The 26,699-nt window shown below is 69.7% G+C and carries 23 protein-coding genes and 4 pseudogenes; 15 read left to right on the top strand and 12 right to left on the bottom strand.

Annotated elements, in window-relative coordinates; genetic code table 11:
* Positions 1-26: 26 nt before the first annotated feature.
* The 9 genes and pseudogenes from ACFQ6S_RS06440 to ACFQ6S_RS06400 all read right to left on the bottom strand — a co-directional run.
* The gene (locus ACFQ6S_RS06440; RefSeq protein ID WP_383404419.1) at positions 27-737 is read right to left on the bottom strand and encodes a maleylpyruvate isomerase family mycothiol-dependent enzyme; all 711 of its coding nucleotides are present in this window, start codon (positions 735-737) and stop codon (positions 27-29) included.
* A gap of 11 nt (positions 738-748) precedes the next feature.
* Positions 749-1,258, bottom strand: coding sequence for a GNAT family N-acetyltransferase (locus tag ACFQ6S_RS06435; RefSeq protein WP_383404417.1), 510 nt, complete (start codon positions 1,256-1,258; stop codon positions 749-751).
* A 285-nt stretch (positions 1,259-1,543) separates the two neighbouring features.
* A complete protein-coding gene (locus tag ACFQ6S_RS06430) occupies positions 1,544-2,464 on the bottom strand; it encodes an NADP-dependent oxidoreductase (protein WP_383404415.1) in 921 nt (306 codons plus the stop codon).
* Between the two features lie 1,079 nt (positions 2,465-3,543).
* Positions 3,544-4,128, bottom strand: a complete 585-nt coding sequence (locus tag ACFQ6S_RS06425; RefSeq protein WP_383404413.1) for a hypothetical protein — start codon at positions 4,126-4,128, stop codon at positions 3,544-3,546.
* Positions 4,125-5,465 carry a DUF58 domain-containing protein gene (locus ACFQ6S_RS06420; RefSeq protein WP_383404411.1) on the bottom strand — a complete coding sequence of 447 codons (1,341 nt, stop codon included), beginning with the start codon at positions 5,463-5,465 and terminating at the stop codon, positions 4,125-4,127. Before ACFQ6S_RS06420 ends, ACFQ6S_RS06425 begins: the two co-directional genes overlap by 4 nt.
* Positions 5,462-6,460, bottom strand: a complete 999-nt coding sequence (locus ACFQ6S_RS06415) for an AAA family ATPase (protein ID WP_383404409.1) — start codon at positions 6,458-6,460, stop codon at positions 5,462-5,464. Before ACFQ6S_RS06415 ends, ACFQ6S_RS06420 begins: the two co-directional genes overlap by 4 nt.
* Entirely contained in the window at positions 6,457-7,035 is a 579-nt protein-coding gene (locus tag ACFQ6S_RS06410; RefSeq protein ID WP_383404407.1) for a hypothetical protein, read from the bottom strand. The genes ACFQ6S_RS06415 and ACFQ6S_RS06410 overlap by 4 nt, the downstream gene beginning before the upstream one ends.
* A complete protein-coding gene (locus tag ACFQ6S_RS06405) occupies positions 7,032-7,886 on the bottom strand; it encodes a DUF4129 domain-containing protein (RefSeq protein WP_383404405.1) in 855 nt (284 codons plus the stop codon). The genes ACFQ6S_RS06410 and ACFQ6S_RS06405 overlap by 4 nt, the downstream gene beginning before the upstream one ends.
* Positions 7,887-8,674: 788 nt before the next feature.
* Positions 8,675-8,971, bottom strand: a pseudogene (locus tag ACFQ6S_RS06400) (dienelactone hydrolase family protein); the annotation flags it as partial.
* Between the two features lie 594 nt (positions 8,972-9,565).
* Between ACFQ6S_RS06400 and ACFQ6S_RS06395 the strand changes: the two are divergent.
* The 3 genes from ACFQ6S_RS06395 (at position 9,566) to ACFQ6S_RS06385 (ending at position 16,416) form a co-directional block, all read left to right on the top strand.
* On the top strand, positions 9,566-11,482 hold the full coding sequence (locus tag ACFQ6S_RS06395) for a hypothetical protein (RefSeq protein ID WP_383404403.1): 1,917 nt from the start codon (positions 9,566-9,568) through the stop codon (positions 11,480-11,482).
* Between the two features lie 333 nt (positions 11,483-11,815).
* Entirely contained in the window at positions 11,816-13,933 is a 2,118-nt protein-coding gene (locus ACFQ6S_RS06390) for an NACHT domain-containing protein (protein ID WP_383404401.1), read from the top strand.
* Between the two features lie 356 nt (positions 13,934-14,289).
* Positions 14,290-16,416, top strand: a complete 2,127-nt coding sequence (locus tag ACFQ6S_RS06385; RefSeq protein WP_383404399.1) for an NACHT domain-containing protein — start codon at positions 14,290-14,292, stop codon at positions 16,414-16,416.
* Positions 16,417-16,546: 130 nt separating this feature from the next.
* Here ACFQ6S_RS06385 and ACFQ6S_RS06380 read toward each other — a convergent pair.
* Positions 16,547-17,096, bottom strand: a pseudogene (locus tag ACFQ6S_RS06380) (GNAT family N-acetyltransferase).
* Positions 17,096-18,091, bottom strand: coding sequence for a hypothetical protein (locus tag ACFQ6S_RS06375; RefSeq protein ID WP_383404397.1), 996 nt, complete (start codon positions 18,089-18,091; stop codon positions 17,096-17,098). The pseudogene ACFQ6S_RS06380 and the gene ACFQ6S_RS06375 overlap by 1 nt, the downstream one beginning before the upstream one ends.
* Before the next feature lie 480 nt (positions 18,092-18,571).
* Between ACFQ6S_RS06375 and ACFQ6S_RS06370 the strand changes: the two genes are divergently transcribed.
* Positions 18,572-19,192 (top strand): integrase core domain-containing protein, encoded by a 621-nt coding sequence (locus tag ACFQ6S_RS06370; RefSeq protein WP_383404395.1) that lies wholly within the window; start codon positions 18,572-18,574, stop codon positions 19,190-19,192.
* Positions 19,193-19,370: 178 nt separating this feature from the next.
* Here ACFQ6S_RS06370 and ACFQ6S_RS06365 read toward each other — a convergent pair whose 3' ends face one another.
* Positions 19,371-19,517: a hypothetical protein gene (locus tag ACFQ6S_RS06365; protein WP_383404393.1), complete on the bottom strand. Its 147-nt coding sequence runs from the start codon at positions 19,515-19,517 to the stop codon at positions 19,371-19,373.
* 179 nt (positions 19,518-19,696) lie between these two features.
* Here ACFQ6S_RS06365 and ACFQ6S_RS06360 point away from each other — a divergent pair, with 179 nt between their 5' ends.
* From ACFQ6S_RS06360 to ACFQ6S_RS06310, 11 genes and pseudogenes are all read left to right on the top strand, one after another.
* Positions 19,697-19,981, top strand: a complete 285-nt coding sequence (locus ACFQ6S_RS06360) for a hypothetical protein (RefSeq protein WP_383404391.1) — start codon at positions 19,697-19,699, stop codon at positions 19,979-19,981.
* Positions 19,982-20,502: 521 nt separating this feature from the next.
* A pseudogene (locus tag ACFQ6S_RS06355) lies at positions 20,503-20,823 on the top strand (hypothetical protein); the annotation flags it as partial.
* Positions 20,824-21,078: 255 nt separating this feature from the next.
* A complete protein-coding gene (locus ACFQ6S_RS06350) occupies positions 21,079-21,399 on the top strand; it encodes a gas vesicle protein (RefSeq protein WP_383404389.1) in 321 nt (106 codons plus the stop codon).
* Positions 21,400-21,433: 34 nt separating this feature from the next.
* Positions 21,434-21,889, top strand: coding sequence for a gas vesicle protein GvpJ (gene gvpJ, locus ACFQ6S_RS06345; RefSeq protein WP_383404387.1), 456 nt, complete (start codon positions 21,434-21,436; stop codon positions 21,887-21,889).
* Between the two features lie 3 nt (positions 21,890-21,892).
* Positions 21,893-22,639, top strand: a complete 747-nt coding sequence (locus ACFQ6S_RS06340) for a GvpL/GvpF family gas vesicle protein (RefSeq protein WP_383404385.1) — start codon at positions 21,893-21,895, stop codon at positions 22,637-22,639.
* 1 nt (position 22,640) lies between these two features.
* Positions 22,641-22,958, top strand: a complete 318-nt coding sequence (locus tag ACFQ6S_RS06335; RefSeq protein WP_383404383.1) for a gas vesicle protein GvpG — start codon at positions 22,641-22,643, stop codon at positions 22,956-22,958.
* Positions 22,951-23,346 (top strand): gas vesicle protein, encoded by a 396-nt coding sequence (locus tag ACFQ6S_RS06330; RefSeq protein WP_383404381.1) that lies wholly within the window; start codon positions 22,951-22,953, stop codon positions 23,344-23,346. Before ACFQ6S_RS06335 ends, ACFQ6S_RS06330 begins: the two co-directional genes overlap by 8 nt.
* Positions 23,343-24,155 (top strand): GvpL/GvpF family gas vesicle protein, encoded by an 813-nt coding sequence (locus tag ACFQ6S_RS06325; protein ID WP_383404379.1) that lies wholly within the window; start codon positions 23,343-23,345, stop codon positions 24,153-24,155. The genes ACFQ6S_RS06330 and ACFQ6S_RS06325 overlap by 4 nt, the downstream gene beginning before the upstream one ends.
* Before the next feature lie 20 nt (positions 24,156-24,175).
* Positions 24,176-24,403 carry a gas vesicle protein gene (locus tag ACFQ6S_RS06320; protein ID WP_383404377.1) on the top strand — a complete coding sequence of 76 codons (228 nt, stop codon included), beginning with the start codon at positions 24,176-24,178 and terminating at the stop codon, positions 24,401-24,403.
* On the top strand, positions 24,400-24,681 hold the full coding sequence (locus ACFQ6S_RS06315) for a gas vesicle protein K (RefSeq protein WP_383404375.1): 282 nt from the start codon (positions 24,400-24,402) through the stop codon (positions 24,679-24,681). The genes ACFQ6S_RS06320 and ACFQ6S_RS06315 overlap by 4 nt, the downstream gene beginning before the upstream one ends.
* Before the next feature lie 143 nt (positions 24,682-24,824).
* Positions 24,825-25,323, top strand: a pseudogene (locus ACFQ6S_RS06310) (amino acid transporter); the annotation flags it as partial.
* Positions 25,324-26,699 lie beyond the last annotated feature (1,376 nt).

The following is a 26,699-nucleotide window of genomic DNA, read 5'->3' as shown; positions in this document are numbered from 1 at the left end:
GTCCCCCACGCTGCCCGGTGACGACGTCACCGGCGGTCCAGGCGCTGTGGAGGGTGGGGCGGCCAGGGCCCGAGAGCAGGCAGCCCCTCCGCCGCCACCGGTGAGACCACGGGCGTACGTCCGGCCAGCCAGGCCGCCAGGTCGTGCACGCCTCCGGTGACCACCGTGCCCGGCGGCCCGTCGCCGACGGACCACTGGCGGCCCGGACCCTCGGCGTGAAGGCGAGTGCCTGCCGGAAGGCGGCCGAGGAGGAAGTCGATGGCGTGTGCGGCCAGGTCCTCGGGCCAGTCGTCCGGCCGCACGCCGAGTTCCAGATCGACCATGTGGATCCATGCCTCGCGCCAGCGTGCGTAGACGGTGGCGGCAAGGTCCGCGTTGCGGAAGGTGACGGGTCGGCTCCAGTCCACGTCGGTGGCGCGCGCCCAGGACGCCTCCAGCCCGGCGGTGTGCGCGGCGAGTTGCGCGCGGTGCTCGGCTGCGCTGCGGCCCGCCGACGCCTCGATGATCGCGTTGCGCTCGTCGACCCCGCCGTCGTAGCCCGCTACGAGTTCACCGCGCAGGGCATGTTCCGCGAGACGGGCGAACATTCTCGCGTTGTCGGCGAGATGCGCGAGGACGTGACCGCGTGACCAGCCCGGAAGGGCGGATGCCTCGGCGACCTGCTGGTCGCTCAGTCCGGCCACGAGCCTTTCCAGTGTCCGGTGGGCTTCGATCACAGCTGCGACAGGAGGTTGCATGCCCCTCCGTCCTACAGGGCCGGGGTCTGGTTGAGGTCTGCCGGGGCCTGGGCAGCGAGTTCCTTGAGTGGTTCACCGCTCAGCCGGCATACGGTCCACTCGTTGAGCAGTTCCACGCCGAGCGACTTGTAGAAGTCGATCGTCGGTTCGTTCCAGGCCAGGACCCACCACTCGAAGCGCTCATAGCCGTTCTGTTGACAGACGGCGGCCAGGGAGGCGAGGAGAGCCTTACCGTGTCCTCCACCTCGGGCGTGCGACCGTACGTAGAGGTCCTCCAGGTGCATGCCGCGCCTGCCGGTCCAGCTCGAGAAGTGGGGGAACCACAGGGCATAGCCCACGGTCCGCCTCGTCTCGTCGTCCTCAGCGATCAGTGCGAAAGCAGCGGGATGTTCTCCGAACAGCGCGTCGCGGAGCTGCTCCTGGGTCGCTCGGGCGTGCTCAGCAGCCCGTTCGTACTCAGCGAGTTCACGGATCATCGCGTGGATCTCCGCGATGTCGTCCACAGTGGCGGCTCGGATCATGCCAAAGATCATCGGCCACCGTACCGAGCCGTGTCCATCCGATTCCGCGCCTTCTCCGCGGCGTGAACCCGACCGTGGTCTTCCCGTCGACGGACGATCTGCGGAACAGCCCTGGGCCGTGGCCGACTTGACCTGGTACCTACCGCTGGTATGGCTCGCGGGACGTGCCGGAACAGCCTGAGCGACCTCTTGGTTCAGTCACAGGGTGCCGCGCGCGTTCGTCGCCGTGGGGATATCGACTGCTGTCGGGGACGGAGGCAACACCACGTCCACGGGCTCTGTTGCTCAGTCTTCGGTGACGCGGATGATCGTCTTGCCGGGGGTGCGCTTGTCCGGCGTGAACGCGGAAACTGCCTCGGCGAGGGGCCGGACGGCGCCGACGATCGGCTTGAGGCGGCCGTCCCGCAGCCGCTGGGCGAGGTCGGCCAGGCGGGCCCGGTCGGGTTCGACGACGAAGAAGATGGCTCGCCCGTCGCGGGGGTGGACGGCAACCGGCTCGGCGATGGTGACCAGGGTGCCGCCGGGGCGGACCAGTGCCGTGGAGCGTTCGAGGATCTCGCCGCCGATGACGTCGAACACGACGTCGACCTCGCCGATGTCCTCCAGTTTCTCGGCCTGGAGGTCGACGAAGGCGTCCGCGCCCAGGCCGAGGGCGGTATCGCGGCCGCCCGCCCGGCCGGTGCCGATCACCCGGGCGCCGACCTCGCGGGCCAGCTGCACGGCGATGGAGCCGACGCCGCCCGCGGCGCCGTGGATGAGCACGCTCTGGCCGGTGACCAGGTGGGCGTGGTCGAACAGGGCCTGCCAGGCGGTGAGCCCGGAGATCGGCAGCGCGGCGGCCGTGACGTGGTCGACATCGGCCGGGAGCGGGGCCAGGTTGCGGGCCTCGACCGCCGTGTACTGGGCCAGCGAGCCGTTGCGGGTCCAATCGGTCAGACCGAACACGCGCTGCCCGACCGTCAGGCCGGTGGTGCCGTAGCCGAGCTCGGTGACCACGCCGGACAGCTCGTGGCCGGGCACGCTCGGGGTCCGGTCACGACCGGCCCGGTCGGTCCAGGTGCTGGGCCAGGCCAGCTCGCCCGGGGTGAATCCGGCGGCGTGGACCTCCACGATCACGTCGTTCTCGGCGGCGCGCGGGTGGGGCAGCTCGGAGAGGGCCAGGCCGCTGACACCGGCGTCACGGTCCTGGACGGTGATGGCTTGCATGCGGGCTCCTCTGAGTGGGGGGACGGTTGGGGAGTGGGCATCGCGCATGGTGGGCGCAGGTATCGGCCCCCAGAAGGCCGACCACCCGCTATGACCAGCCCAGCGCTGGCCGCCTGCTTCCGCCACCGCACACAGCAGCGGACGAAGGACGGCTGACCGGTGCCGTTGTGATCACGTTTCCGACCCTAGGAGGGAAGCAGCCCAAACGACTGGGCCACTTGCACCCACTTCCAGTGGGCCACTCGTCCAGGACCGGTCGACGACGTCGGGCAGACGGTCGTAGATGAGTTTCCTCAAAGCCGATCCTGAGTTGCTGGAATGCCTCTTGATCGGCTTGATCCCGGCCGTCGACGACCGCCCATTCCAGCGTGTCGCCCAGACTGGCCGCGTCGGCGGCGCCCTGCGGTGTGGCACGGAATTCGGCGCGTGCGCCAGATCACCGGCCCGCCGAGCCAGGGCTCAGGCCCTGCACCGCACGTCCTCTGCATGGTCCTCGGTGGCCTGGGCGCGGGGACCGCCGAGCTGTCGCTGGCTGCCTGCCTGGCAAGGCTCGTCGCCTGGGGTGGTCATGGGGTGGTCACGGGGTGCAGGAGGGGCTGGCTCGGGATTTGGTGGGCCGGGCTCGGCCGGATCGGTGACGTGCGGCGCTTCTGGGGCTGTGGTCTGTACGCGGGCGAGGTGCGCGAGGGCTGCGACGGGGTCGGTGGATTGGGTGAGGAGCCGGTCTTCTTGCCGGCATCGCATCGAGGCGGTGCTTCGCCGACGGCACCACCGCCCGCACCCGCTACAACCGGCTCCACCTCCCCGTGGAGACGGTCTTGTCCGGGGGCGAGGTCTGGCGTCAGGGGTACGACGCACGCGGTAACCGCACCAGTGGCCGGAGCACGCAAGAGGCCCCCGCAGATCGGGAAGAGGCCGCGCCCCGGCAACACCGCCCCGACGAGGGGCTCGGACGCTCCCGGAGCGGCCTCACCTGCAAGATCCATCTGGCTGGGGAAGGCAGATCGCCCATCGGCAACGCCGGGGACGGGTCGGCGGACGACCGTCGGCCACGCCTGCAACATCCACCTCCCGGCCCGCTACCCGTCCTCACCCCTCCACCGAGCACTCAACACTCCGCCACCGATCACCACCATCCCCACCACCACACAAGCGGCGATCACACGTCCCAGCCCAAACCCCGCCTCGGGCACCGGCACCACCGCAGCGGCCACCACCACCCCGGCGCCCACACACGCCAAAGCCGCTTCTCCCCACACCCGCGCGGCCCCGCGCCCCCACCTCCACGGCCATGTCTCACTCGTCACCAGATACGCGACCAACAGCCCCACCGTCCCGGCCGCCTCCCACCACGCCGGATCCCCGAACGCCGCGATCACCACAACGCCGCCCGCCAGCACAGTCGTCCGGTGCCGCAGCAGAACGTAGGACCAGCGCGCCGAATCCAGCGACGGCCGCCGGTCCACCGCCGGCGCAGCCCACACGGCGAAGACGACCGAGCATCCGAGCAGCAACGCCTCCGGCGCCCCGCCCACCGTCACCCACGGCCGCCACGCCACCACAACGGCTCCCACCGCAAGCACCCGTACCGCCACGGTCTGGGCCCAATACCGCGCGTACTCCCGAAAGCCCGCGCGCGCATCGAGCACCTTCATCGCGCTCATCCCCGCCCCCCGACCCGCCCCGACAGCAACGGCGCCAACGCCAGATCCAACGACTCACCCACGACATACCGCAGCACCGGAACGCCGCTGTCCCGCAGGGCGAACCGCATCGCGTCCCGGTCGGCATGCCACAACCGCAACCCCAACTCGCCCGCCGCATCGCCGGGTTCGACCTGCGGATTACCGCTCGGGATCTCCACGACGACCGGCCGGCGCCCCCGCCCCTGTAGATCCCGCAGCACCTTCAGCACCCGTGCGTCGCTCAACGGGGTGAACACGTACACCAGAGCCCCCTGCGGCAGCGCGGGCGGTGGTACCCGCTCGAGCCCGGGCCCGTCGAAACGCCGGTCCTTGCGGACGTCGAGGACGCTTTCGACGATGCGGTAGAACGCCGCGTCTCCGGTCCCCGGTGCCAGCCACCGCGTGGTGCCCCCGATCGAGACAACGCCCACCCGGTCGTGAGTGCGCAGATAGGCTCGGGCCAGCCCGGCGGCGGCCCGCACCGTCTCATCCAGGGACGACACCCCGGTCACCGGGTCGACCACGTCCCCGAACGCGTCGAGCAGCATCACCGTGTCGGCGGCCCGCTCGGCCGCGAAGCGGTGCAGTTGCACGGACCCGCGCCGGGTCGTCGACGGCCAGTGGATACGCCGCTGCCGTTCCCCGGGCACCCACGGCCCGACCCCGATGACCTCGACGCCCTCTCCTGCCTGTCGGGAGGCGTGCTCCCCGAGCCGCTGCGGCAGTCGCACCGGGATCGGTGTGAACCTGGCCGACACGGCCTGCGGGAACACCGACACCTCGGCCGCCTCGACCCGCACGGTGCGGCGCACGGTACCGCCGGCGTCGTACACGTCGAGGTCCACCGGGCCGAGCGACCAGCGCCCCCAGCGCAACGCGGTGTGGCGCAGCGTCACCGAGGACGGGCCGACGACGACTTCGTCGAGGCGCAGGCCCGGGCCGAGCGTGACGCCGGGGTCGAGGCGGACGGCGCCGCCGCCGTCATGGGCCACCGCGATGCGGAGTGTGACGATGTCGCCTTCGAAGCAGCGTCCGGGTTCGACGGTTGCCGACGTCTCGATACGGCGGACGTAGGCGCGCGGCAGTGTGAGCGCGAGCAGCACCAGCGGCACCGCCGCGAGCGCGAGCAGCCACGCCCGGCCGGTGAGCAGGGCGGCGGACAGTGCGATGACGGCGATGGTCAGCAGGCGCAGCGTCCGCTCGCCCGGGCGTGGCCCGCCGGGCGGCCGGGGCGGCGGTTGCGCGGGGGAGGTGCGCCCCTCAAGGGCGCGGATCACTGCGCCGCTGGGCCGCGGCGCGGGTGCCTGCGCGGTCACGGCAGCAGGGCGGCCGTACGCCGCGTGGACGGCGTGTCGACGCTGTCGACGATCTCGCGGAGCACGTCGTCCGTGGACATGTCGCGCACCCACAACTCCGGCCGCAGCGATACCCGGTGAGCCAGGGCGGGCACCGCAAGGTTCTTGACGTCCTCCGGAACGGCGTAGTCACGGCCGTCCAACACGGCGCGGGCGCGCGCGAGCTGCACCAGGGCGAGTCCGCCGCGCGGTGAGGCGCCGATGCTGATCTGGGGGTGGTCCCGGGTCGCGCCGACGAGTGCGACGGCGTACTCGAGCAGGTCGTCGTCGATCTCCACGCGCTCCACGACGGCCCGCCACGCCACGACGTCGGCCGGTCCCGCGAGCGTGTCGAGTACGGCCTCGGGCGCGGCCCGGTCGATCCGGGCCCGCAGCATCGCCAGCTCCTCCCGGGCGTCCAGATATCCCATCCGTACACGGAGTTGGAACCGGTCGAGCTGGGCCTCGGGAAGGGAGTACGTGCCTTCGTACTCCACGGGGTTGGCGGTCGCGATCACCAGGAACGGGTCGGCTAGCGGTCTCGTCTCGCCGTCCGTGGTCACCTGGGACTCGGCCATCGCCTCGAGCAGCGCGGCCTGCGTCTTGGGCGGGGTCCGGTTGATCTCGTCGGCGAGCAGGAGCTGCGTGAAGATCGGGCCGGGGTGGAACACCGTCTCGCCGGTCCGCTGGTCGTACAGCGGCGTCCCGGTGACGTCCGACGGCAGTAGGTCGGGCGTGAACTGGATCCGGCGGAAGTCCAGGCCGAGCGTGGTGGCGAAGGACCGTGCGACGAGCGTCTTGCCGAGCCCCGGCAGGTCCTCGACCAGGACGTGACCGCCGGCCAGCACGGCCAGCATCACGAGTTCGAGGGCGTCCGACTTGCCGATGACGGCACGGCCGATCTCGCGCAGTACGGCACCGGCCTGCTCGCCGACCTGCCCGGCGGTGCGGGACTGAGGCGTGGAGGGACTCGTCACGTGGCTTCTTCCTTACGAGTGCGGGGAGTACGAGTGCGGGGTGTGCCGAGTTCCTCGAGCCGGTCGACGAGGCGGCGCAGCACGTCGAGGGGAATGTCGCCGTCGGGCCCTGTCCGGGGCGGCTCGGGCCCCAGCCACGGCCACAACTCGGGCCCGACCAACTCGGCGGCACGCTGCGGCTGGTGGTCGAGCGATACATGGTGGTGCTCAGCGAGCGCCGCGGCGTACAGGCGGCGCAGTTCGGGCTGGAGTACGGCGCGGTAGTACAGGGCGCCGTCGGGCCCCGTGGCGGTCCGTACGTTCCGTCGCCACTCGCCCATGCCCGGTGCCCGCGTCTGCAGCAGCCGTACTTCGTCCCGTCCTCCGTAGTCGAAGGCGTCCGCCCCGGCGACGTAGCGGGCGACGACGAGCGCCGCGACGACGAGCACGGTCACGAGGGCGGCGGCCGCCCGAGGCCCGTCGAGGAGCAGTACGAGCAGGACACCGGAGCCGGCGACCGCGCCGCCGAGCAGTCCGAGCCGCCGCCGTAGCGTGAGCATGCCCGGCATCTGCCCCTTGCCCGTTGGCCCGGTCACCGTGCGGACTCCCGGTCCTGGAGCAGCGAGGCGATCGTTTCCAGGGCCTCTGCCGCGGCCTCGCGGTGCGCGGCGTCCATGGGGTGCGAGGAGTAACGGGCCTCGCGGAACAGCGCGGTGAGACGGGGCGCGGCCGGAGTCGGGGCGAGGCCCGCGTCGACGGCGCGGGTGAGGAGGTCGGCGGGGCTATCGGAGGCGCGCCGCCGCACGCCGGACGCCGCGAGAGCGTCCTCCATCGCGGCGTAACAGGCGATGACGGCCGCTCGGGGGTCGCCGGCGTCGACCAGAGCGCGGCGGCCCGAGCGTACGGCGTACAGCAGCAGAAGGGCGTCCTCGGCCTCCGCCGCGGCGCCCGCGGGGTCGAGGTGCGGCGGCACCCTCAGCCCGTGCCGCCGCAGCCGCGGCACGACGGCCACCGCGATGATCACGACTACCACCGCGGCCAGCAGACCGAGCAGGAGGTACGGCGGCAGGGCCCATTCGTGCCCTGAACTCCCGCCGGACGTCTCTTTGTTGGGGCCAGTCGGCTGGGAGGAGGGCAGTGGCCCCACAGGTGGGGTGGGTGGAGTGCTGCGGTGATCGAACCGGTGCAGGACCAGGCCCAGGACGCCGATGACGCCCGGTCCCGCGACCAGCAACGGCACGGCTGCCTGCCGCAGCCGTTCCTCGCCCGGTGGCAGCGCGGTGCGGTCGGCGCCGATTCGGTGACGAAGGCGCCGGGTGACGAACATGGCCACCACCGTCCAGGCGACCGACAGCCCGATCGCGACGATGCCCCACTGGCCGAGCGGCCCCTTACCGGAATGGAGCAACCCCTCTGCGGGCCGCAGCACGATGGCGGCGACGGCCAACGCCCCTACGACCCCGGCGGCGACGCCTGCCCCGGGTAACGCCCGGCGCCTGTCCCGCTTCCCTTGTTCCACTCCGTCCCCCGCTGAACGCGTTCCCCCGAACGTCAGTTCACTGCATCGTGGCACATGCCGGGCGGCCGGATCACGGGGCGGGTCGCGAGTACTGCGGCCCGCGCTGAGCAGACACTTGCTGGACGCCCCGTATCGGCTCGGTGTTCACCCGGCGTCGCGAGGTGCGCGGAATGGGGGCAGGGTGAGCACACGTGCCATATGGTGGTGTGCTCGCCATCCGTCTTCTCGGGGGATGGCAGTCTGCGTGCCTCCTCCTGGGCGTGCTCACCGCCTATCGGCGCGACTGCGTCGCGCTCGCGACGGGTGGCGACGGCCCTGGAGTTCTTGAGCCGGTTGATGGTCCGCTCGACCTCGTTACGGCGCCTGTGGATCTCGCTTTCGAAGCCGGCGGGTCGGCCGCCCTTGCTGCCGCGCCGCTTGCGGTGGGCCCGCTGGTCCTTCGGCTCCGGGATGGTGGTTTAGAAGCTGTTGTCTTTCCGGACGTGATCGACGCGTTTCCGCTGGTCGGGGGTAGGAGTGGTGGTTCCGTGGCAGTGGTGGCCTGTCGGGTTGTCGTTCCCCGGGAGGTCGCGGATTCCGTCGGTTGTCGGACTGCTGGAACAGCACGAACTCGCCGCTCGACGTCGAGTCGACGGGCTGCGGCCGAGCTGGAATGGCAGGAGTGGGCGATCGCTCACCGCTGCGAATGTCGGCGACCGCACCGCTGCCCAGGTCCTGCTCTGTGCCTCGATCAGGGGCATCAGCTGGGCGACGACCGCGGGCCGGACCTCTTCTCCGATGTACTCGGGAAGCTCGACCAGCGGTGCCGGGCCGTGCCGGTAGAAGGAGTTGGGGACGAGCACGTAGTAGCCGTGCCCGGCCAGTTCGCGGGCCATCTCCCGCACCACGGGCCGGATGCCGGAGCCGTCCGCGTACATCAGAACCCCTGGGTGCCGCTCGCCGTGGTCGGGGAAGGCGGCGAAGGCGTCGGCCTGGCCGTCCGCGGTGGGAATCCGCAGCGTCTTGGTGGGCATGAATATTCCTGTCGTGGTTGATGTGCAGAGCCTGTGATCAACACGACGGAGGCGGAGCGCGCGCAGCAGCGCAAGAGCCTCGATCGAACGGCGGGCCCAAAGCGGCCCGTACGGCGCTCAGAAGAGCACCGGGTCACCGATCCGTGTGTGGCGCAAGGCCGTCCCGGTATTCATAGCCGCACAGCGTAGCCCACCGGATATGAGCCGACGTCGGCACTGCAGCCCGAGCGGATACCTCGATTGGCTGAGAACCCATACGCGTCGCATGCGACGGGACATCGAGGCTCCCGTTCGACGGACGCTCCTCAAGAACGAAAAGACAACAGCTCCTTAGCCGTCTTGGAATGCGGAGCAGTTCCTGCTGCGCGCCGTCGATGATGGTTCCCTTTGGATTCCACACGCAGGCAGACCGCTTGCCGGCGCACCTGAGAGAGCTGCCGCCTCGTGGCGGCTGGGCCCGCCGCTGCACCTTGCGACGGGGCCGTTTGAGGATGACTGGCTCATGGGCGACTGCGCCCAAGTACGCGGTTGAGGGCCGTTGGGGCCTGGGCTGAGGGCCTTGTCCCACTGCGAGCCGGTGGGGATCATGACCGGGTGCAGCACCGAGAGGAACTCCCCGAACTACTCGCACGCGCCGGACTCACGGTCGTCGAGGAGGTGCGCCCGGGCAGCCTGTTCCCGCCGGAGGCCGGCTGGCGGATCGCTCGCGGGATCGCGGCGCCGGACGGCGTGGTCCGGGATGCGCTCGATGCCGCGTGGTGGCGCCGTCTTTGTGATGTCGACGGCGAGTTCCTGGTGGCCGTCCTCAGGCACCGGATCGGCGGCAACGACTCCTGGTGGACCCGGGTCCGGTGTGCCGGGAGCGGTGTGCCGGAGTTGACCGGCGACCCCGGGTTCGTGGCGCTCTCCCTCGACGGGCAGGTGTTGCTGGCGGAGGTGCCCGGCGCGGGCGGGCCCCGGGTGACGGCCCTCGACCGACTGCCGGAGCGGCTGGAGGAGGTCGTCGCGGCTGCCGGGCGCGAGACGGAGGCCGAGCGCGCCGAGGTGTGGGCGGCGGTGCCCGGCCGACGTGCGTGGCCTCAGCACTGGGCGGAGGGGATCGGGTTCAATCCGGCCGCGACGGACGAACTGCTGATCCGGCTGCTGGATGTGGAGGAGGGCTTCCTGCACGGATGCGACCGGCCCGCCGTCCTCGACGCCGCCGTGGCGCACCCCGATCCACGGGTGCGGTCAAGGCCCGCCGACACGTTCCGGCCCAAGCTCACGTCCGATCAGTGGGTACACCTGGTCCGCGCCGAGCCGTCGCCCGATCGACGCGTGCTCTGGGCGGAGCATGCCTGCATCTGGGGCGCCGAACTCCCTGAGGACCTATACGACGACCTCCTCGCCGGCCCATCCCGCGCGCAGGCCGCCGAACTCCCGGGGCTCCCCGTACGGCACCTCCCCGGCCTCGCGACCGACACCGATCCCCAGGTGCGGGCGGCGGCCTGTACCCGGTGGGAGGACCTCGCTGCGCCGTTGCGGGAGCGGCTGCTGGCCGACACCGACTACGCGGTGCGAACGGCCGCGCTGCTCGCCCACCACGCCGGCGTACCCATGCCGCGCGAGGTTTTCGCCGCCCTGCCCGACCCGCGGACTGTGCTCGAACGGTGCCGCCTCGCGCCCGAACTGGAGGCGGAGCTGGTCCGGGACGGGGACGCGGAGGTACGTCGGGCGCTGGCCGCCAACCCGGGCCTGAGCGCGCACGGCGTCGCCGTGCTGGCCCAGGACCCGCAGGACGACATCCGTTCCGCGGTGGCGCTGCGCCCCGACCTCACCGAGGAGCAACGTGCCGCGGTACGCCACGACTTCGACCCGACGTCGATGTCGATGTCGCACACCCTGCCCTGGGTCGAGGACCTGCACCGCGACGCCGACGCGATGCGCCGTCTCGCCGCGTCGTCCCACCCGCTGGTCCGCCGCAGTGTGGCTCGGGCCCGGCACCTCCCGCCGGATGTCGTGGCGCGCCTGGCGCAGGACCGGGACCGGGTGGTCCGCCTGTTCCTCGCCGAATCGTGCGAGGACGCGCCGGCCGACATGCTGCTGGAGGTCTGGCGCTGGTGGGACGGCAGCTTCAGTCACCCCGACCGGCCCCGCAGCCACCCCAACTTCCCCCGTGCGGGCCTGCTGCGCTACACCGCCGACCCCAGCGGACGAATGCGCCGCCTGGCCCTGGACGATCCGGAGTCGACACCCGCCGACGTCGCACGCCTGGCCCGGGATCCCGTGCCCGAGGTGCGCCGCCGCGCGGCTGAGGATCCCCGGCTGTCACCGGCCGACGCGGTGCGGCTGCTGAACGACCCGGAGGCCCAGGTCCGCGGCACCGCGGTGCGCAATCCGCGGCTGCCAGCCCGCGTCCTGGCCGGGCTGTTGCACGACCGCGACACGGCATGCGCTGCGGTCACCAACCCGGCGATCCCGGTCTCCGTCCTGGACCGCATCCTTACCGCGGCTGCGGCAGCCCCGCGCTGAACACCGACACCCCGTACGACGGCCGTGGTGGTCCGACGCTGAGCTCCGGGATGCCTGGCCGGCCACCCCTACTCCAACCCCGCGGGTACCCGCCGTACCCGGTCGTACGTGCGCCGCCAGCGCACGTGCGGTGTGGCCGCGACGTCGTTCGGCTGCCCCACCCGAGCGGGTGAAATCGCCCCACACCTGAGCAGCGGCACCAGCGTCTGGAACGCAACCGGGCGGCATTGCGGTCCGGAGGTGAGGAACCGGCCTTGGTCGGTCGATCCCTCAACTCGGTGGCGATTGTGGGAAGTCGGCGCGAGCGGAATTCAGCGCGGCGATGATGGCCGCATGCAAGGTGGGGGACGTGGTAGGCGGCGGGTCTGGCAGGCGGTGTTCGCGTTCAGCGGCGTCGCGGTCGCGGCATGTGGGGTGTGGACCCTGCGGGCCCTGGTTCGCGGCGGTCTGGAGCCGCAGGACACGGCGGGTGTCGTGGGCCTCCTGGTAGCTGTCTTGGCGCTGGTCGTGTCGGTGGTGGGGCTGCGGCGCAGTCCGTGGGAGCCGGTGGACTCGCCGATGCTGGCCGAGGACCTGGCCGCGCGGGTCATGGAGTTGGAGACGTTCCAGCGGAGGCAGCTGCTGGGCGCCGATCATGTGGCGATCGATGTGGGGTTCCGGGTGCGCGAGCAGGCGCGGTCTGCGGTCGTGGAAGGCCCTTCGGGACCAGTGTCTGCCGGGCGGCTGGGAGAGATCGGCTCGTTCTACGGATGCACCCGCTACGGGCGCGTGGTACTCACGGGACAAGCTGGGGCAGGCAAGACCGTACTGGCGGTGGAGTTGGTCCTGGCCCTGCTGGAGAACCGCGGGCCCGAAGACCTTGTACCGGTGCGGCTCGCCCTGGCGGGCTGGGACACGCATCGTGCGTTCGAGGATTGGCTGGCCGAGCGGTTGGTGGAGGAGTACGACCGGCATCCGGCCGTCGCCCGGTTACTGGTGAGGCAGGGGCGCGTGCTGCCCGTCCTCGACGGCCTGGACGAGATGGATCCGGCCGCTGCCTCCCCTGCCGCGGCGCCGCGTGCCCGCGCCGCACTGGAGACACTCAATGGCCGGTTCCACGGACGCTCGCCGGCCCCCGTGGTCCTCACCTGTCGCGCCGAGCAGTACGAGGTGTTCAGCGGGGCGGGCAGGGGCTTGCGGGACTCGGCATGGATCGACCTGGCGCCAGTCACTGCCGACCAGGCCCGCCGCTACCTCGACGGGCGCGCTCTGACCAACGCCTGGCAGCCCGTGCTCGACGAACTGGGGCGGCATCCTCAGGGCCCGCTGGCTGCCGCGCTGTCGACGCCGTGGCAACTGACGCTCGCCGCCACCGTGTACGCCGACGGCGGTGATCCGGAGCAGTTGTGCGCGCGAGCCGCCGATGGCAGCGTGCAGGCTCATCTGCTGGCGGAGTTCCTACCGGCTTCCGTCCGGCTGCACCCATGGGAACCCGGCCGCTACGACACTCAGGCTGTCCAGCGCTGGCTGGGACTGCTGGCCGACCATCTGCGGACCATGCCGTCGGCCGTTGGCCCAATGCCGTGGAGCAGCGGGTCGACGGGGACGGGAGTTGCCGATTCGCACCCGCCGGCGGCCCCGGATCGGGACATCGTGCGGCACAGATTGTGGCTGCTGGCCGGTCCCCGCCGCGTGCGGCTGATCCATCTGGCGGTGTGCACCGCACTCGTCGCCCTGGCCGCGGTCGGGTTCGGGCTGCTGGCCTCCCTGACCAGACCCACACCGCCGCTTCCCTTCGTCGTCGGCGCGGCGGTCGTTGTATGCCTGTGGGGACTGCTGCAGTGGAGCCAACCATGGCCCCAGCCCAGAAAGCTCGTGCCCTATCGCAGGCTGGGCCCCGGGGACTCGTGTCTCGTGTCCGCGGGAATGCTGGCCGCAATGTTCGCGACCGTGATGTCGATAATGGCGGACATGACCCAGCGGTTCCCCGTGAGCGTGCTGACTGCTCTGGGCGTCGTGACAGCACTCGTGATGCTGACGAGCACGGCCTTCCTCGGCAAGGCCACCTCGCAGCCCGCGGACGCCGCGGACCGCACGGTGAGCGACCCCCGACTGCTGCTGCGCGGCGACCTCGTCTCGGGGCTCCTGGTGGCCGTTGTCTTCGGCCTTGTGGTCGGGGTGGGGGCAGGGGGCACCATGGGAGCGTCTTACGGTGTAGCGCTGGGTGTGGTGTCGCTGTGCGCAGTCATCCTTGTGGCGAACGCCTGGACCCGCTACGTCATGCTGCTGCTGTGTACGCGGCGGCTTCTCCCCTGGCGGCTCGGTACGTTCCTCGACTGGGCCTACCGGGGCGGACTTCTGCGCATCTCGGGAAACGCCTACCAGTTCCGCCACCGTGAGCTGCAGGACTGGCTCGCCCACCAGTCTGGGACGAGCCCGCGGGATTCCGGGTGGGTGTCGGTACCCCGCTAGCGTCGGACGTGGTGGAGCAGCGTCGCCAGGGATCAGCAGTGGGTGGCTCCGGACGCTTTACCCGGCATGCTCGATGTTGTATGAGGCACGCCAGCTCGTCGGCGGACCCTTCCCTTTCGTTCGTGAGCGGCGACCAGACGGAAGCGGCTGCAGCTGACTCACGATGCGGGGGCACCGATCACTTTCCGCGACACTCTCCGAGACCGCCGGCGTACGAGCTTGTGGCAGTCCTCGATGAGGCCGCATGGTCAGCGCCGGGCCGCTGAACCAGCCACTTCGCGTGGTGGAGAAGTAGTCGATCCGCACAGTTCACCGTCTGCCTTCCTCGTCGCGGATGCGCGCGGGATGATGCGGGCATGGGGGGATGGAGAAGCTCAACGCGGCGAGTTAGTACGGTCTACTTTGCGTTGGCATTGGGTGGGATCATCGGCGCGTTGTGGTTCGCACACCGTTTTCACCTTGGGGCGGCCGCGACTGCAGCGTCACTGCTGCCTACGCTGGCTCCGTTGTTCTTGTCCTGGGTGACCTTCCGCTCGGGTGCAGAACGTGCTGCCGAGCAGCCACTGGAGGAGATCGCAGAGCATCTGGCGCAGGCCGTGCAGAATCAGTGGGAGACCGAGGTCCAGGTGCGGCGCGTGAACGATCCGTATCCCATGACGGTGAGGTGGAGGGCCGCCCCGGACGATCTGGTCGAATCCTGGCCGCTGCTCCAGGCGACTGCCGGCGACTGGCCTGGAGAGCTGGGCAGTGTCCCTGAGGGGTGGGCGAATTCCCCAACAGAGCTGGAAGGCTCTGGGGCGGAAATCACGCGCGTATTCGCAGAAAGGGTACCTACTCGGCGACTTCTGGTGCTGGGAGGACCTGGGGCGGGAAAGACAGTCCTTCTCTCACGGCTGGTGTTGGGGCTGCTTCACCGACGGATGACGAGCGCTGCCGGCCCGCACACTCATGCCGTTCCAGTGCTCTTTCCGCTGGCGACGTGGAATCCCACACGAAAGGATCTCTACGCTTGGATGGCGGAGCGGCTCGCCTCGGACTATCCCAGCCTGGCTGAGCCTGCACCTACGCGGTACGGGCAGATTGATCGCGCCCGCGCTCTACTCGGCCGCCGTTTGATCCTCCCCGTCTTGGACGGCTTCGACGAGATTCCTACGCCCCTTCGCGCGGCAGCTCTCAGTGCGATCAACGAAGCACTTCCCATGGGGCATCCCGTCGTCCTGTCCAGCAGGGTCGGCGAGTACCGGGATGTTTCGCACCCCCGCTCCGGTCTGCCGGCCAGGCTGGCTGGAGCAGCAGGCATTGAGCTACGTCCTCTGGAGGCCGTAGATGTCGCAGGCTACTTGCGGCGCGATGCCGGAGCCGGCGCATACGCCGCTGACCGCTGGGACCCTGTGGCTGCCCAGCTGGGTACCCCAACTCCCATCGGTGAGGCATTGCGCACACCGCTCATGCTCTTCCTGGCCCGCGCCATCTACAACCCCCGCCCTGGCGAGAGCTCTCACGGCTTGCCCAACCCCGGAGAACTCTGCGATACATCACGCTTTTCCACCCGTGTCGCCGTCGAGCGCCACCTTTTCTCCGCGTTCATCACAGCCGCCTATCGCTCCCATCCCCGCTATCCATGCCGGTGGACGCCTCAACAGGCCCAGAGAACTTTCGTCTTCCTTGCGCGCTACCTTCACCGCGTCCACAACGCCACCCCTGACCTGGCCTGGTGGAAACTACGACGAGCCGTTCAACGCAGCATCCCCGTGATGGTCACCCAGGCGATGTGCCTATTACTCGGCGTCGTGTTCACGGCCATCAGCTTCATCATCGCTCCCGATGCCGAGAGCAGGATGTGGGCCCTGCTCGGCGGACCCATCCTCGGGGTCGTCGTCGGCACCGTCCTCGCGGTGCCAGGCTGGTTGGCCTTTGACGAAGAACCACGTCGTCCTGCATCGGGACTGCGGTGGGCGCCGAACTGGCCGGGGGCGGCCATCGCGGTAGCCACCACTGTCCTACTGGTCGCACCCGCAGGCCTGCCCCTTGCCTCGGCCGCGACAGTCGGACTGGGCCTGTGCATTGCCTTCGGGCTGGGAGTCAGCTCAGCCGAGACTGCCTCGGCGGTCGGCCCTATGGTGCTCTGGTCACGGGACAGACGCGTCTTTTGGACTCTCACTCTCGGAGTCGCAGCCTCTGCGGGTCTCGGTCCCTGGATACTCCTTGTCTTGAGCGGTGCAGCCGCAGCGGGCCAAGCGGCCGTGCTGGCGGGCGCCCTATGGCTCGGCCTGACCATCGCCTTCACAAAAACGGCCTGGGGCCCATTCTCAGCAGCCAAGTTGCAACTGGCCTCCCGTCACCGCATTCCTCGCAACCTCATGGCATTCCTCGCCGACGCTCACCAGCATCGGGGTGTGCTGCGGCAAGTTGGAGCGGTTTACCAGTTCCGGCACATCGACCTGCAACGTCATCTCGCCAGGGCTGGGGACGAGCACCGATGAGGGCCTGTGCGCGCGGTGCTCCGAGAAGTGCAGAGGTGCGGCGCATTCGCCAATCCGCTGTTCAGGTCCTGCTTCGCGGAGCGCGGTGGGATCTGGGGGCCCGACGTGAGAGAGACGCCAAACGCGTGACTCAGCGCAGTTCGCGGACCATGCAGCCGTACAGCGGCGCATCGTCCCACGGGTGGGACAGCCCAACCTTCCGGTAACCCCATGCCGCATAGGCGGACTGGGCCGGCGCGGCTTCCGGCTCGGGCCGCATCGTGAGTGTGAGCCGCTCGACGTCCAGCCCTGCCGGCAGCTGCGCGTGCAGTTCGGCGCGATGCCGCGTCGCCGCCACGGCTTGCGCACAGCCAGCTCGATGATGACGAACGTCCGCTGGCCGTCCTCCCGCGTGAACGCGTCGGGCAGCGGCACTTGCTGAAGGTTCTGCCACCAACGGGTGTCAGGAGCGAGGAGGTAGCCATAGGTGAAGCCGACGACCTCGTCCCCCTCGCGTGCCAGGACCAGCCGGATCCCGGGGGCTGCGCCTGGACCTGGTAGTGCTCGATGAACTCAGCGACGTCCGATGGGCCTTCGCAGTAGGGAGGCTCCTGGTAGACCTCCTCGTAGGCGTGGAGGAACGCATCGAGCTGGCTGGCGGCCTCGGTCGCCTCGTGGAGGTCGAAGGTCGCCTCGGCCATCAGGCGGCTCCGCTCAGCTCGGTGTACTCGGTCAGACGGTCAGCAGCCTCACGGGCGCTGACGGCGTCCACGCCCTTCAGGTGACCGGTGACCTCTTTGAGGCGTCGAATGACCCGCCCCGACTCGACCTCTTCCAGGTGCTCGAGGCTCTCGACAGCCTCGTGCGCGGCCTCGTCGACTTCGCCGGCGTGGACGAGACTCCGGGACAGCGTGAGCCGGTACAGGGCCCGGTTACGTCCGTACGTGCGGTGCTGGTGGGCGAGAGCGGCCCGCAAGAACGTCACGGCGCAGTGGTGGTGCCCGGTCTCCGTGTAGAGCAGCCCCTGCGCGTAGTCGAGTTCGGCGTGCCCGTGGAAGGCAGCCCAGTCCGGTGAGGGACGACCGCGGTCTCCCTGCTCGGCGAGCCTCATCGACTCGGTCAACTGCCTCTTCGCGGCGGTCTCGTCGCCGATGAGGGAGAAGGCGCGCGCCTCGCGGGACGCGAGGAGCGATTGCAGCATGGGGGAGCCGTACCGGACGGCGCGGGCCTGCGCGGCGCGGGCCAGGTTCAGGCCGTCACGGGGGCGGCCTTCGAAGCTGGCCTGCATAGACAATGCCGCGAGCACCATGATGGCGAGATTGTCGTCACCGAGAACGGTCGCGGTGGTGAGCGCCTCACCCCAGAAACGCCGGGCGGCCGTCTGGTTGTCGGCGTCGTAGTAGAGCCAGCCGCAATGCTCCGCGGTCTCGCCCGACAGGAGCTGGAGCTGCCGGCCGATCGTGTCCGGGTAGGTGTTGGTGTTGACGATCCGCTCGATGCGCTTGAGGTGCTTGCGGGCGAGGGAGCGCACATCTCCGCCGCCGTAGGCGCCATCAAGCTGGTACAGGGACCGCAGGCCCTCGCGGAGTTCGATGACGTGGGCTGTGCCGACGGAGCCCTTGGGGCCGGGCGGCGTTCCCCTGCCCGCCGATGCAGGCATTCCGGCCGCAGCGGCGACACCGGCGGTGCCCTTCATAAATACCGACGTTTCACGCTCTCGGGGCCTTTCTGTGCGAGGAGCGGTGCACTCCCCACGGTGACACCCGGTGGGCGGTTCCGAAAGCCCAGCTCAATCGGATCGAACCCAAAAATTGCATGCAGCACACGCCATGAGCCCGCCCGGGGCGTTGGGGAGGGGTTTCCCGCCTCCACCGGCGGGCCTGCCGATCAGTCAAGCTCGCCAGCTCGCCGAGGAGCTGGGCGGTTTCCTCGAAAACCCGCAAAAAGTCCCCTGTTTGCCCTAAGCCAGCAGCGATGCATGCGTGCTCGAAGGGCGACTTCTCAGCCACTTCGTACCTCCGGCGATCCGGTCGTCTACCGACCGTAGCGGCTTTCTCCAATCTTGAAAGTCCGGCCCCGATGAAAAGTCCGGTTGAAAGTCCGGTCTGACTTCCGGCGCAAGCAGTTGCACGGGAGTTGGCTCGTGTTGTGAGCGAGCACGTAGGAGGCCGGAACCGTGAAGACCGCGAAGACGAGCCAGACCGACGTCAGGGTGATCACGACTGCTGATCGCCGCCGAGGCGTTGTCGCGTGGCTCCTGCTTGCGGCGCCGGACAAGAACAGGGCGCACGCCGAGTGGGAGAAGGACGGCGCGGCGGTCTTGCAGTGCGGCCTCCTCTTCACCGCCGTACGAATCCCCGGGACCATTGTCCGGGCCGCCGCCGGGACGGCCCACACCTACATCAAGCCCCGCACCCCGCGGCTGAACGGTAAGGTCGAACGCTCCCACCGCATCGACGCCGAGGAGTTCTACCGGCTCCTCGACGGCGTCATCATCGACGACGCCGAGGTCTTCAACGACAAGCTGCGCGAGTGGGAGGACTACTACAACTACCATCGCCCCCACGGTGGCCTCGGCGGCCAGACCCCCGACGAACGCCTCAAGCAGAAGACCACGGCCCAGGCGCAATCGAAGATCGTCAGTTGCACACGGGCGAGTGGGCTGTGTCTTGTCTCGAATGATGCTGTCACCGGGCGGGCGCAGGAGTGTCGCAGAATCCTCCTGCATGGCAGGCGTTCTCGTAGGAGGACTCGTAGTAGCCCTGCGCCGCGCTCCCGGCGGCAAATGCCAGCGTGAGCAGCACTCCGCCCGCTATCACCTGCCCGATGGCCACTCTCCAGGAGCGGAAGGCGGCGGCGACGAGGACAGCCGCACCAGCGGCGGCGGCCACATACAGGGACTTCTCCTGGTAGGCGGCCGGCGGATCTCCGTGGCTCTGCGGATCCCACGACAGGTAGGACACAACCCAGCCCAGTCAGATCAGCCCGAAGAAGGGCCAGTTCGACAGCGCCCAGACCCACGCACACCCCCACAGCGACACGTACGCGGCGGCGTTCCTCTTCTTCAACCACCCGTCGACCGTCCCCCTCCGCAGCCTGCTGTCGTGAGTACGGATACTCACGACAGAAGCATCTGGGAGTACCAGTACTGGGCCTATTCGTGATCTGAACTCAGAACAGGCTCTAGGGCCAGGGCCAGGGCCTCGGCGAAGTCGCGTGATGCCCGGTTTGTGATCGTGGGCTCCCAGGAGGTGAGGGGCGCCGAACGTCCACGAATTCGAGTGCTGATAGCTTCGCGCCCGTGATCGTGTATCCGTTGTGGCATGTCGGCCACCAGAACGAAGCTGGCGACGACGGCTCGACAGTGCACGTCGATGAAAGCGGCGTGTTCTGCGACGAGTTGGACGGCGACGACGTGAAGCTGCTCGGTATCTACTCAACCCTTGAACGGGTTGAAGAGCGTGTGCGTCAGGCTCGACTGCTACCAGGCTTCCGTGATGAACCGGAGTGCTTCTATTTCGACGCCTGCGAGCTCGATGAGAACGATTGGACCGAGGGCTTCATTCGAGTTCCGCCGGGCGAGTAGGTCCGTGGGCAGAGTCTTGGTGGGATGCCGTTCCGTGGTCACGTGAGCCCCAGGGCTTCGGCGTAGTCGGGTTTTGGCTATGTGAGTCCCAGGAGGGCGAGGGGGCGCCGTACGTCGCGGGCGTTGTATCGCAGGCTTGCGGCGAAGTTGGTGCTCCCAGCGCGGCGGAGGGCGCCGATGGCGAGGGTTGCGCCAGGTGGCCATAGCGCGAGGGGCGGTGCTGGTCGGCAGTTGGGAAGCGTCCTCGACGAACGTCTCGTCTCGGACATTGTGTAGGGCCTCGACCTTCCATGCTCGCGGATCAAGCTCGCGAGGTTCGGCGGGTGTGGCTTGGGGCTGCTGCATGAGTTGGTCAATGGCAGGCGAGATCGGCAGTGTTGCGTCCGCTGGCACGGTCTTCCACCCGGATCACAGAGCGTCGAGAACTCTATGATCCTGGAAGTCCGTGCCTGTCATGTTCCCGGAACCCCGTCGAGCCGGCAGATCATCACGAACTGGACGTCAAGCGACCTCGCTGTGAGATCGTCGGCATGCCGGAGGGCTTCCGGTTCTACGACCTCCGGCATACGGGGCACACCCTCTCCACCCGCTCCGGCGCCACCGTCAAGGAGACGATGGTCCGCGCTGGCCAGTCCTCGGAGAAGGCGGCGCTGATCTACCAGCACTCCGACGACGAGCGACAAGAGGAGGTCGCCGCCTGGCTGGACGCGGCCGTCCGGGAGGCTCGTGCCGCCGCCCGTACACAGCTGATCACCATGGACAGTAAGAAGGCCCGGGTCTCTGACCTGGGCCTTAGTCGTGGAGCGGGTGACGAGAATCGAACTCGCGCTCCCAGCTTGTGAAGCTGTGATCACGTTGGGCTGATCGGGCGATGACCCGGGCGAACCCCAGGATTACGAGCAAGAGCACATCAGCTCGCGCGCCGCACTGATCCAGCAGCACATGGCGAGCGACCGTGACCGCACCGCGCCGGCCGTCGCTTGAGTGTCCCCGAGCGCCCGGCGCCCGGGAGTGCCGGGCAGTGGCGGACGTCCGCAGGCACCCCGATGGCTGCTGCCAGGATGCGGAGGCTCACCGCCGCGACCAGGCTGGCCCTCATGGCAGAAGAGCGTCCTTCGCACGCGAGGAAACCCTCGACCGCATCCACCCGCCGCACATCCTCCTCTCGCGGACCGGAATACGCCGCGCATGCCGCCTGCCGCAGTCTGCAGGGACTGATCGACCATCCAGCGGAGGGCGTGTCGGCCGTCACGCCGAAGGACGACGGATGGTGCGTCGTCGTGGACGTCCTGGAACTTCCCCGGATCCCGGACACGACGAGTCTGCTCGCCTCCTACGAGGTGCACGTCGACCGGAACGGCGAGCTCAAGGAATACCGCAGGGTCCGCCGCTATCGGCGTGGCTCCGCCGACGAGTGATCCCGGTTCACCCGACGACTGGAAGGGACGCCCCATGCCTGCGACCACCTATTCCGACGAGGTAGTGGCGTGCCCTCCACGCGCCGGCACGTTGTACGACGTGCTGGAACTCATCCTCGACCGGGGCATGGTGATCGACGTGTTCGTCCGGGTCTCCCTGGTCGGCATCGAGATCCTCAAGATAGACGCGCGCATCGTCGTGGCCAGCGTGGACACCTATCTGCGCTTCGCCGAAGCCTGCAACCGGCTCGACCTGGAACGGGACTCACGGAGCACCACCGTTCCCGAGCTGTTCAGCGGCAGCGCCGCCAAGTCGATCGGCAAGCGCAAGGTGCGCAAGGCCGCGGAAACGGTCGGTGACACCGTACGCAAGGTTGTCGGCGGTCCGGACGAGGAGTCCGAGGAGGAAGAGGAGGAACGGCCGCGCAAGCGCCGTGCCTCCTCCGGCAGCGGCGGCAGCGGTACGAGCCGCCGACGCGAGGAGGCATGAGCCGTGTTCACTGGTGTGTACGTCTACGCGATCGTCCCGGCCGACGCGGTCCTGCCCGCTGACGCCGGCGGCGTGGGCGGACCGGCCGCTCCGCTGCGGACGATCAGTCATGGGCGGGTCGCGGCCGTCGTCAGCGACGCGCCGCAGAAGCTGCGCGCCCGGCGCCGCGACCTACTGGCCCACCAGGAGCTTCTGCAACGCCTCGCGGCCGACGGACCCGTACTGCCCATGCGCTTCGGCATGGTCGCACCGGACGAGGAGACCGTATCCCGGCAGCTCGTCGATGCCGACAGGGGCCACACCGCTGCCCTGGAGCGGGTCTCCGGCCGTGTCGAGGCCAATTTGAAGGCGTTCCCGGCGCAGGACGCGCTGGCGACCCTCGTCGCGCAGGACGGGAAGGTGCGCCGACTGCGCGACGAGGCGCGCCGTCGTCCGAGTTACGAGGCCAGTCTGCGGCTGGGTGAGGCCGTGGCCTCCGCCTTGGCCGCTCGCGCCGCCGAGGCGGGTCGCCGCATCCTGCGCGAACTGACGCCCCTGGCGCGCGAGACGGCTGCCGGACCGGACATCGAGGGCTGTGTGCTCAACGTGTCGTTTCTAGTCGATCGAGCAGCTCACGAGGGCTTCCGCGCCACGGCTCAGCGGTTCGCCGACGGACACCGTGAACACGTGGAACTGCGGCTCGTGAGCCCTCTGCCCTGCTACAGCTTCGTCACCGGCGCAAGCGGGCCGACTCGGACCGCTGGAGTCTGACATGGGGCTGATCACAGGACTGCTCACCCTGCCCGTCGCCCCGGTGCGCGGTGTGGTCTGGGTGGCGGAGAAGCTCCAGGAGGCCGCCGAGCGCGAACTGCACGACCCGGCCGTCCTCCGTACCCAACTGGCCGTGCTCAACAAGGAATTCGAGGACGGCTTCATCAGCCTGGAGGAGTTCGAACGGGAAGAGGAACGGCTGCTCGACCGGCTCGAAGCCGCCACGGCCCGACCTGCGCCAAGAGACCGAAGAGGCACGCGAGATGAAAGGGAAGGGCCTATGGTGAGGCGCGGAGCGAGCAGGCGGCGCCATGGCTGAAGTCGACTTCCGAGAGACGGCCCAGCCGGTTGCAGGCCCCCCGGCCGCCAGCCTCGCCGACATCCTCGAACGCGTCCTCGACAAGGGGATCGTCATCGCCGGCGACATCAAGATCGACCTCCTCGACATCGAATTGCTCACCATCCGGCTCCGGCTGTTCGTGGCATCCGTGGACACCGCGAAAAAGGCCGGCATCGACTGGTGGGAGACCGATCCGGCGCTCAGTTCACGTGCGGCCCGCGACGCCCTGCGGGAAGAGAACAACGAGTTGCGGCGTCAACTGGAGGCACAGAGAGCCGGGGAGGAAGAGTCGCCCCGGGCGGTCGCCGCCCCTGCTGCGGACACCACCTCCGCAGCAGGGGAAAAGAAGGGGAGCCCAGACGTATGACGGATCGCGGCCCATCGGTTTCGGGGGCTCTGGCCACCTATGTCTTCGCGGTCTGCCGTGATGCGGACCCGGCAGCCGTCCGTGATCTGCCCGGCATCGATGACGCGGAGCCCGTGCGCGCACTGCCACTCGGGACGCTGACGGCCGTCGTCCAGTCCGTCCCGGCGGCGGACTTCACCGATGAGGCCTGGCAGTCGCGCCTTTCCGACCAGCGCGAGCTGGAGCGCTACGCGCGCGCCCATCACGAGGTGGTGTCCGTGGCGGCCGCCGGCGCGCCCACGGTTCCGCTGCCACTGGCCACGCTGTATCACGGCGACGAGCGGGCGCGGCAGGCTCTGGCCGAGCAGGCGGACCGGTTCCATTCCGTACTGAGGCGCATCGCCCGGCACGCCGAGTGGGGGGTGAAGGTGTACGCGCCGGCGGAGACACAGGTCGGCCCGGAACCCGTCGCGCCCTCGCCGGTGGCGCCGTCGGGCCGGACGCGCCCGGCCGCTGGGGCGGGCCTCGCCTACCTAGAGCGCAAGCGGGGGATGCACCAGCGGCGGGAGCGGCGCCATGACGGTGCTCTGCGCACGGCTGAGGCCGTGGACGCCGAGGTATGCCGCCTGGCGACGGCGTTCCGCAGACTCCGGCCGCACGGCGAGCGAGCCGGGGAACGGGGTGTCCAGGTCCTCAACGCCACGTATCTCGTCGCGGACCATCGAGCCGCCGAGCTCGCGCAGCTGACCCGGACGATGCAGGAGCGGACCGGGGCACGGATCGAGCTGTCCGGGCCGTGGGTTCCCTATTCATTCGTCGGCGAGGTGTAGGCGATGGCGAGGTGCGGGCGATGACGCACACGGTGGTGCCCTGGGACAGCCCCGAGCCGCTCGGCGGCCCGGTGGGAGTGCCACTCGTGGATCTGCTGGACCGTGTCCTGGCGACCGGCGTGGTGATCAGCGGAGACCTGGTCATCGCGATCGCGGAGGTGCCGTTGGTCCGGCTGTCGCTGCACGCCCTCCTGTCGTCGGTGAACGAGCGGGTTCCGGCGCCCTGGGCGGACGGGGGACCCCTGTGACCGACGGCGGACGCCTCGACCTGGACCCGGACCGGATGGGGCGCGACCTCGTGGCACTCGTCCTGACTGTGGTGGAACTCCTTCGCCAGCTGATGGAGCGCCAGGCGATCCGGCGGGTGGAACAGGGTGATCTCAGCGAGCAGCAGATCGACGAGATCGGAACGACCCTCATGCTGCTCGACGAGCGCATGACGGAACTCTGCGAGCAGCACGGCTTGCGACCGGAGGACCTGAACCTGGACCTCGGCCCCCTGGGCACCCTCCTGCCCCGAGACTGAAGCGACCGCCACGAGACGATCGACATCCACGCCTGCCGAACCGGCACTCCATGTGTGCCGCGCCGGCGCGGCGGGCTCAAGGCTTGCGTGCCAGCCCGGCCGTGATCAGGTGCTCCCAGACGGTGAGTTCCCGTTCACCGGCGCCCCACGGACCAGGGGCGATCCTCACGGGCATCCTGATGGTCGTCTTCTCCTTCAGGGGCAGCGAGATCGTCACCCTGGCCGCCGGTGATGCCGAGAACCCGCGGGCCGCGGTCACCAAGGCCACCAACAGCGTGATCTGGCGGATCGCGGTGTTCTACCTGGGCTCCATCCTGGTCGTGGTGTCGCTGCTGCGCTGGGACGACCCGGCCATCCTCAAGGACGGCTCGTACGTGGCCGCGCTGAACTCCATCGGCATCCCGCACGCCGGCCAGACCATGAACACCGTCGTGCTCACCTCGGTGCTGTCCTGCCTCAACTCCGGCTAGTACACGGCGTCCCGGATGGCGTTCTCGCTCGGCCGCCGCGGACGGCCATCCTGGCCTCGGTGGTCTTCGGCTTCGTCGCGGTCGCTTCAACTACCTGTGGCCGGACACGGTCTTCCCGTTCCTGCTCAACTCCTCCGGTGCGATCGCCCTGTTCGTCTGGCTGGTCATCTGCGCGGCACCTACCCCTCCGGCGGTGCCTACGGCTACGAGGGCGTCACCCGCGTCGTGGTCTCCGGCAGCGGCTGGTGAGGGATCGCCCGTGCCTTCGTTGCCGGTGGCGTGTCGCCGTCACTGCGATGGTGTTCGCCTGGAGCACGATCCTGGTCGCCGTCGGTGAGACGGCCGCCGCGGTGGCCGCGCTCGCCCCGGCCCTCGCCTTGACCGTGCAGCAGATCGTGCTCGCCTCCCGCAGGATGGGGTCCGTTCGGTGCAGTCGTCGACCCACTCGCTGTTCCTGTGGGCCTCGAGCGCGGCCTGGCATCACAGTTGGTACAGGGGCCAGTTCGGCACGCCCAGCTCGGTGGCCAGCAAGTAGACGATTTCCCCAGCGCGGGTAGAGACCGACACCGCGCAGGAGTTCGGAGAGTTTGGACTTGGGGAACCGGACGCGTGTGCTGGGTCGCTCAGGGTCAGGCCGCTGGCGAGGTAGCTGTCGCGCATCGGGTCGAGCCAGGCCCGGTGGGCGCTGTCGACGAAGGGGGCGATCGGTCCGAGCTTGCGGCCGGGCCGGACGGCGGGGGGTCTGCTGGGTGGTACCGGCGGCTGGATGGTTCTACGCCTTGATCGGAGTGAGTCCGCAGGACGTCTCCTTTCCACCGTGCTCCCGACCTTCCGCACGATCTTCCCCACCCCGCAGGACGCGGCCAGCCTCACCGAACAGCTGGTCCGCTTCCCCACGGTGCCCGACGTGGAGCACCACATTGGAGTGGGCCGGCTGTTAGCGCGCGGGCACCCACTCACGCCGGCCGAGCGCTGCACCGATGGCCTGCCATGACCGGATGGACACGTATTCACCCCGAGACATCACTCTTCCAGGTGTATGTGCATCAGAAGTCCAGTCATCGGATCCGGAGGAAACCTGTATCGGTCAGAGTAGACATTGGCTCGCCCCCGGGCTACAGTTTCAGTTGTACTGAGGAAGTCGATGCATGCGCGGCAGACGCGAACTGCCGCGCATGCACGTCAAGAAGGACGCAGCCCCACGGGGGCCGCAAGCAGTACCCGCGGTATCCAACAGTGCAATCGAGTAACCGAAAGTAAGGAGCAGACGCCATCGGGATCGCCCGGGCGAGGAAGAAGTCCGCCCGGGTACCGCAGGCCCCGGATTGGAAGGTGGTCCCCGGTCACGCATCCGCGATCCCCGCAGCCCGACCCTCCCAGGCGGAACCTGCGGACAAAGAAGGCCGGCGCAGTTGGTCGGTAGATGGTGTTGAAAGCTCGGGGCCCGGGGGGGGGGGGGGGGGCGGGGACCCCCCCCCCCCCCCCCAAAAAAAAAGGACCCCCCCCCCCCCCCCCCCCCCCCCCCCCCCCACCCCCCCCCACCCCACC

This window comes from Streptomyces sp. NPDC056479 (assembly GCF_042795335.1).
Taxonomy (GTDB): domain Bacteria; phylum Actinomycetota; class Actinomycetes; order Streptomycetales; family Streptomycetaceae; genus Streptomyces.
Note: the sequence above shows the minus strand (reverse complement) of the source record. Positions and strands in the feature narration are given on the sequence as shown.

Bases quoted from the DNA above. Each gene is read 5' to 3' on its own strand.
- ACFQ6S_RS06440 (WP_383404419.1), bottom strand. From the start codon at position 737: ATGCAACCTCCTGTCGCAGCTGTGATCGAAGCCCACCGGACACTGGAA.
- ACFQ6S_RS06435 (WP_383404417.1), bottom strand. From the start codon at position 1,258: ATGATCCGAGCCGCCACTGTGGACGACATCGCGGAGATCCACGCGATG.
- ACFQ6S_RS06430 (WP_383404415.1), bottom strand. From the start codon at position 2,464: ATGCAAGCCATCACCGTCCAGGACCGTGACGCCGGTGTCAGCGGCCTG.
- ACFQ6S_RS06425 (WP_383404413.1), bottom strand. From the start codon at position 4,128: ATGAGCGCGATGAAGGTGCTCGATGCGCGCGCGGGCTTTCGGGAGTAC.
- ACFQ6S_RS06390 (WP_383404401.1), top strand. From the start codon at position 11,816: ATGCAAGGTGGGGGACGTGGTAGGCGGCGGGTCTGGCAGGCGGTGTTC.
- ACFQ6S_RS06385 (WP_383404399.1), top strand. From the start codon at position 14,290: ATGGGGGGATGGAGAAGCTCAACGCGGCGAGTTAGTACGGTCTACTTT.
- ACFQ6S_RS06375 (WP_383404397.1), bottom strand. From the start codon at position 18,091: ATGAAGGGCACCGCCGGTGTCGCCGCTGCGGCCGGAATGCCTGCATCG.
- ACFQ6S_RS06350 (WP_383404389.1), top strand. From the start codon at position 21,079: ATGGCAGAAGAGCGTCCTTCGCACGCGAGGAAACCCTCGACCGCATCC.
- gvpJ (WP_383404387.1), top strand. From the start codon at position 21,434: ATGCCTGCGACCACCTATTCCGACGAGGTAGTGGCGTGCCCTCCACGC.
- ACFQ6S_RS06335 (WP_383404383.1), top strand. From the start codon at position 22,641: ATGGGGCTGATCACAGGACTGCTCACCCTGCCCGTCGCCCCGGTGCGC.
- ACFQ6S_RS06330 (WP_383404381.1), top strand. From the start codon at position 22,951: ATGGCTGAAGTCGACTTCCGAGAGACGGCCCAGCCGGTTGCAGGCCCC.
- ACFQ6S_RS06325 (WP_383404379.1), top strand. From the start codon at position 23,343: ATGACGGATCGCGGCCCATCGGTTTCGGGGGCTCTGGCCACCTATGTC.
- ACFQ6S_RS06320 (WP_383404377.1), top strand. From the start codon at position 24,176: ATGACGCACACGGTGGTGCCCTGGGACAGCCCCGAGCCGCTCGGCGGC.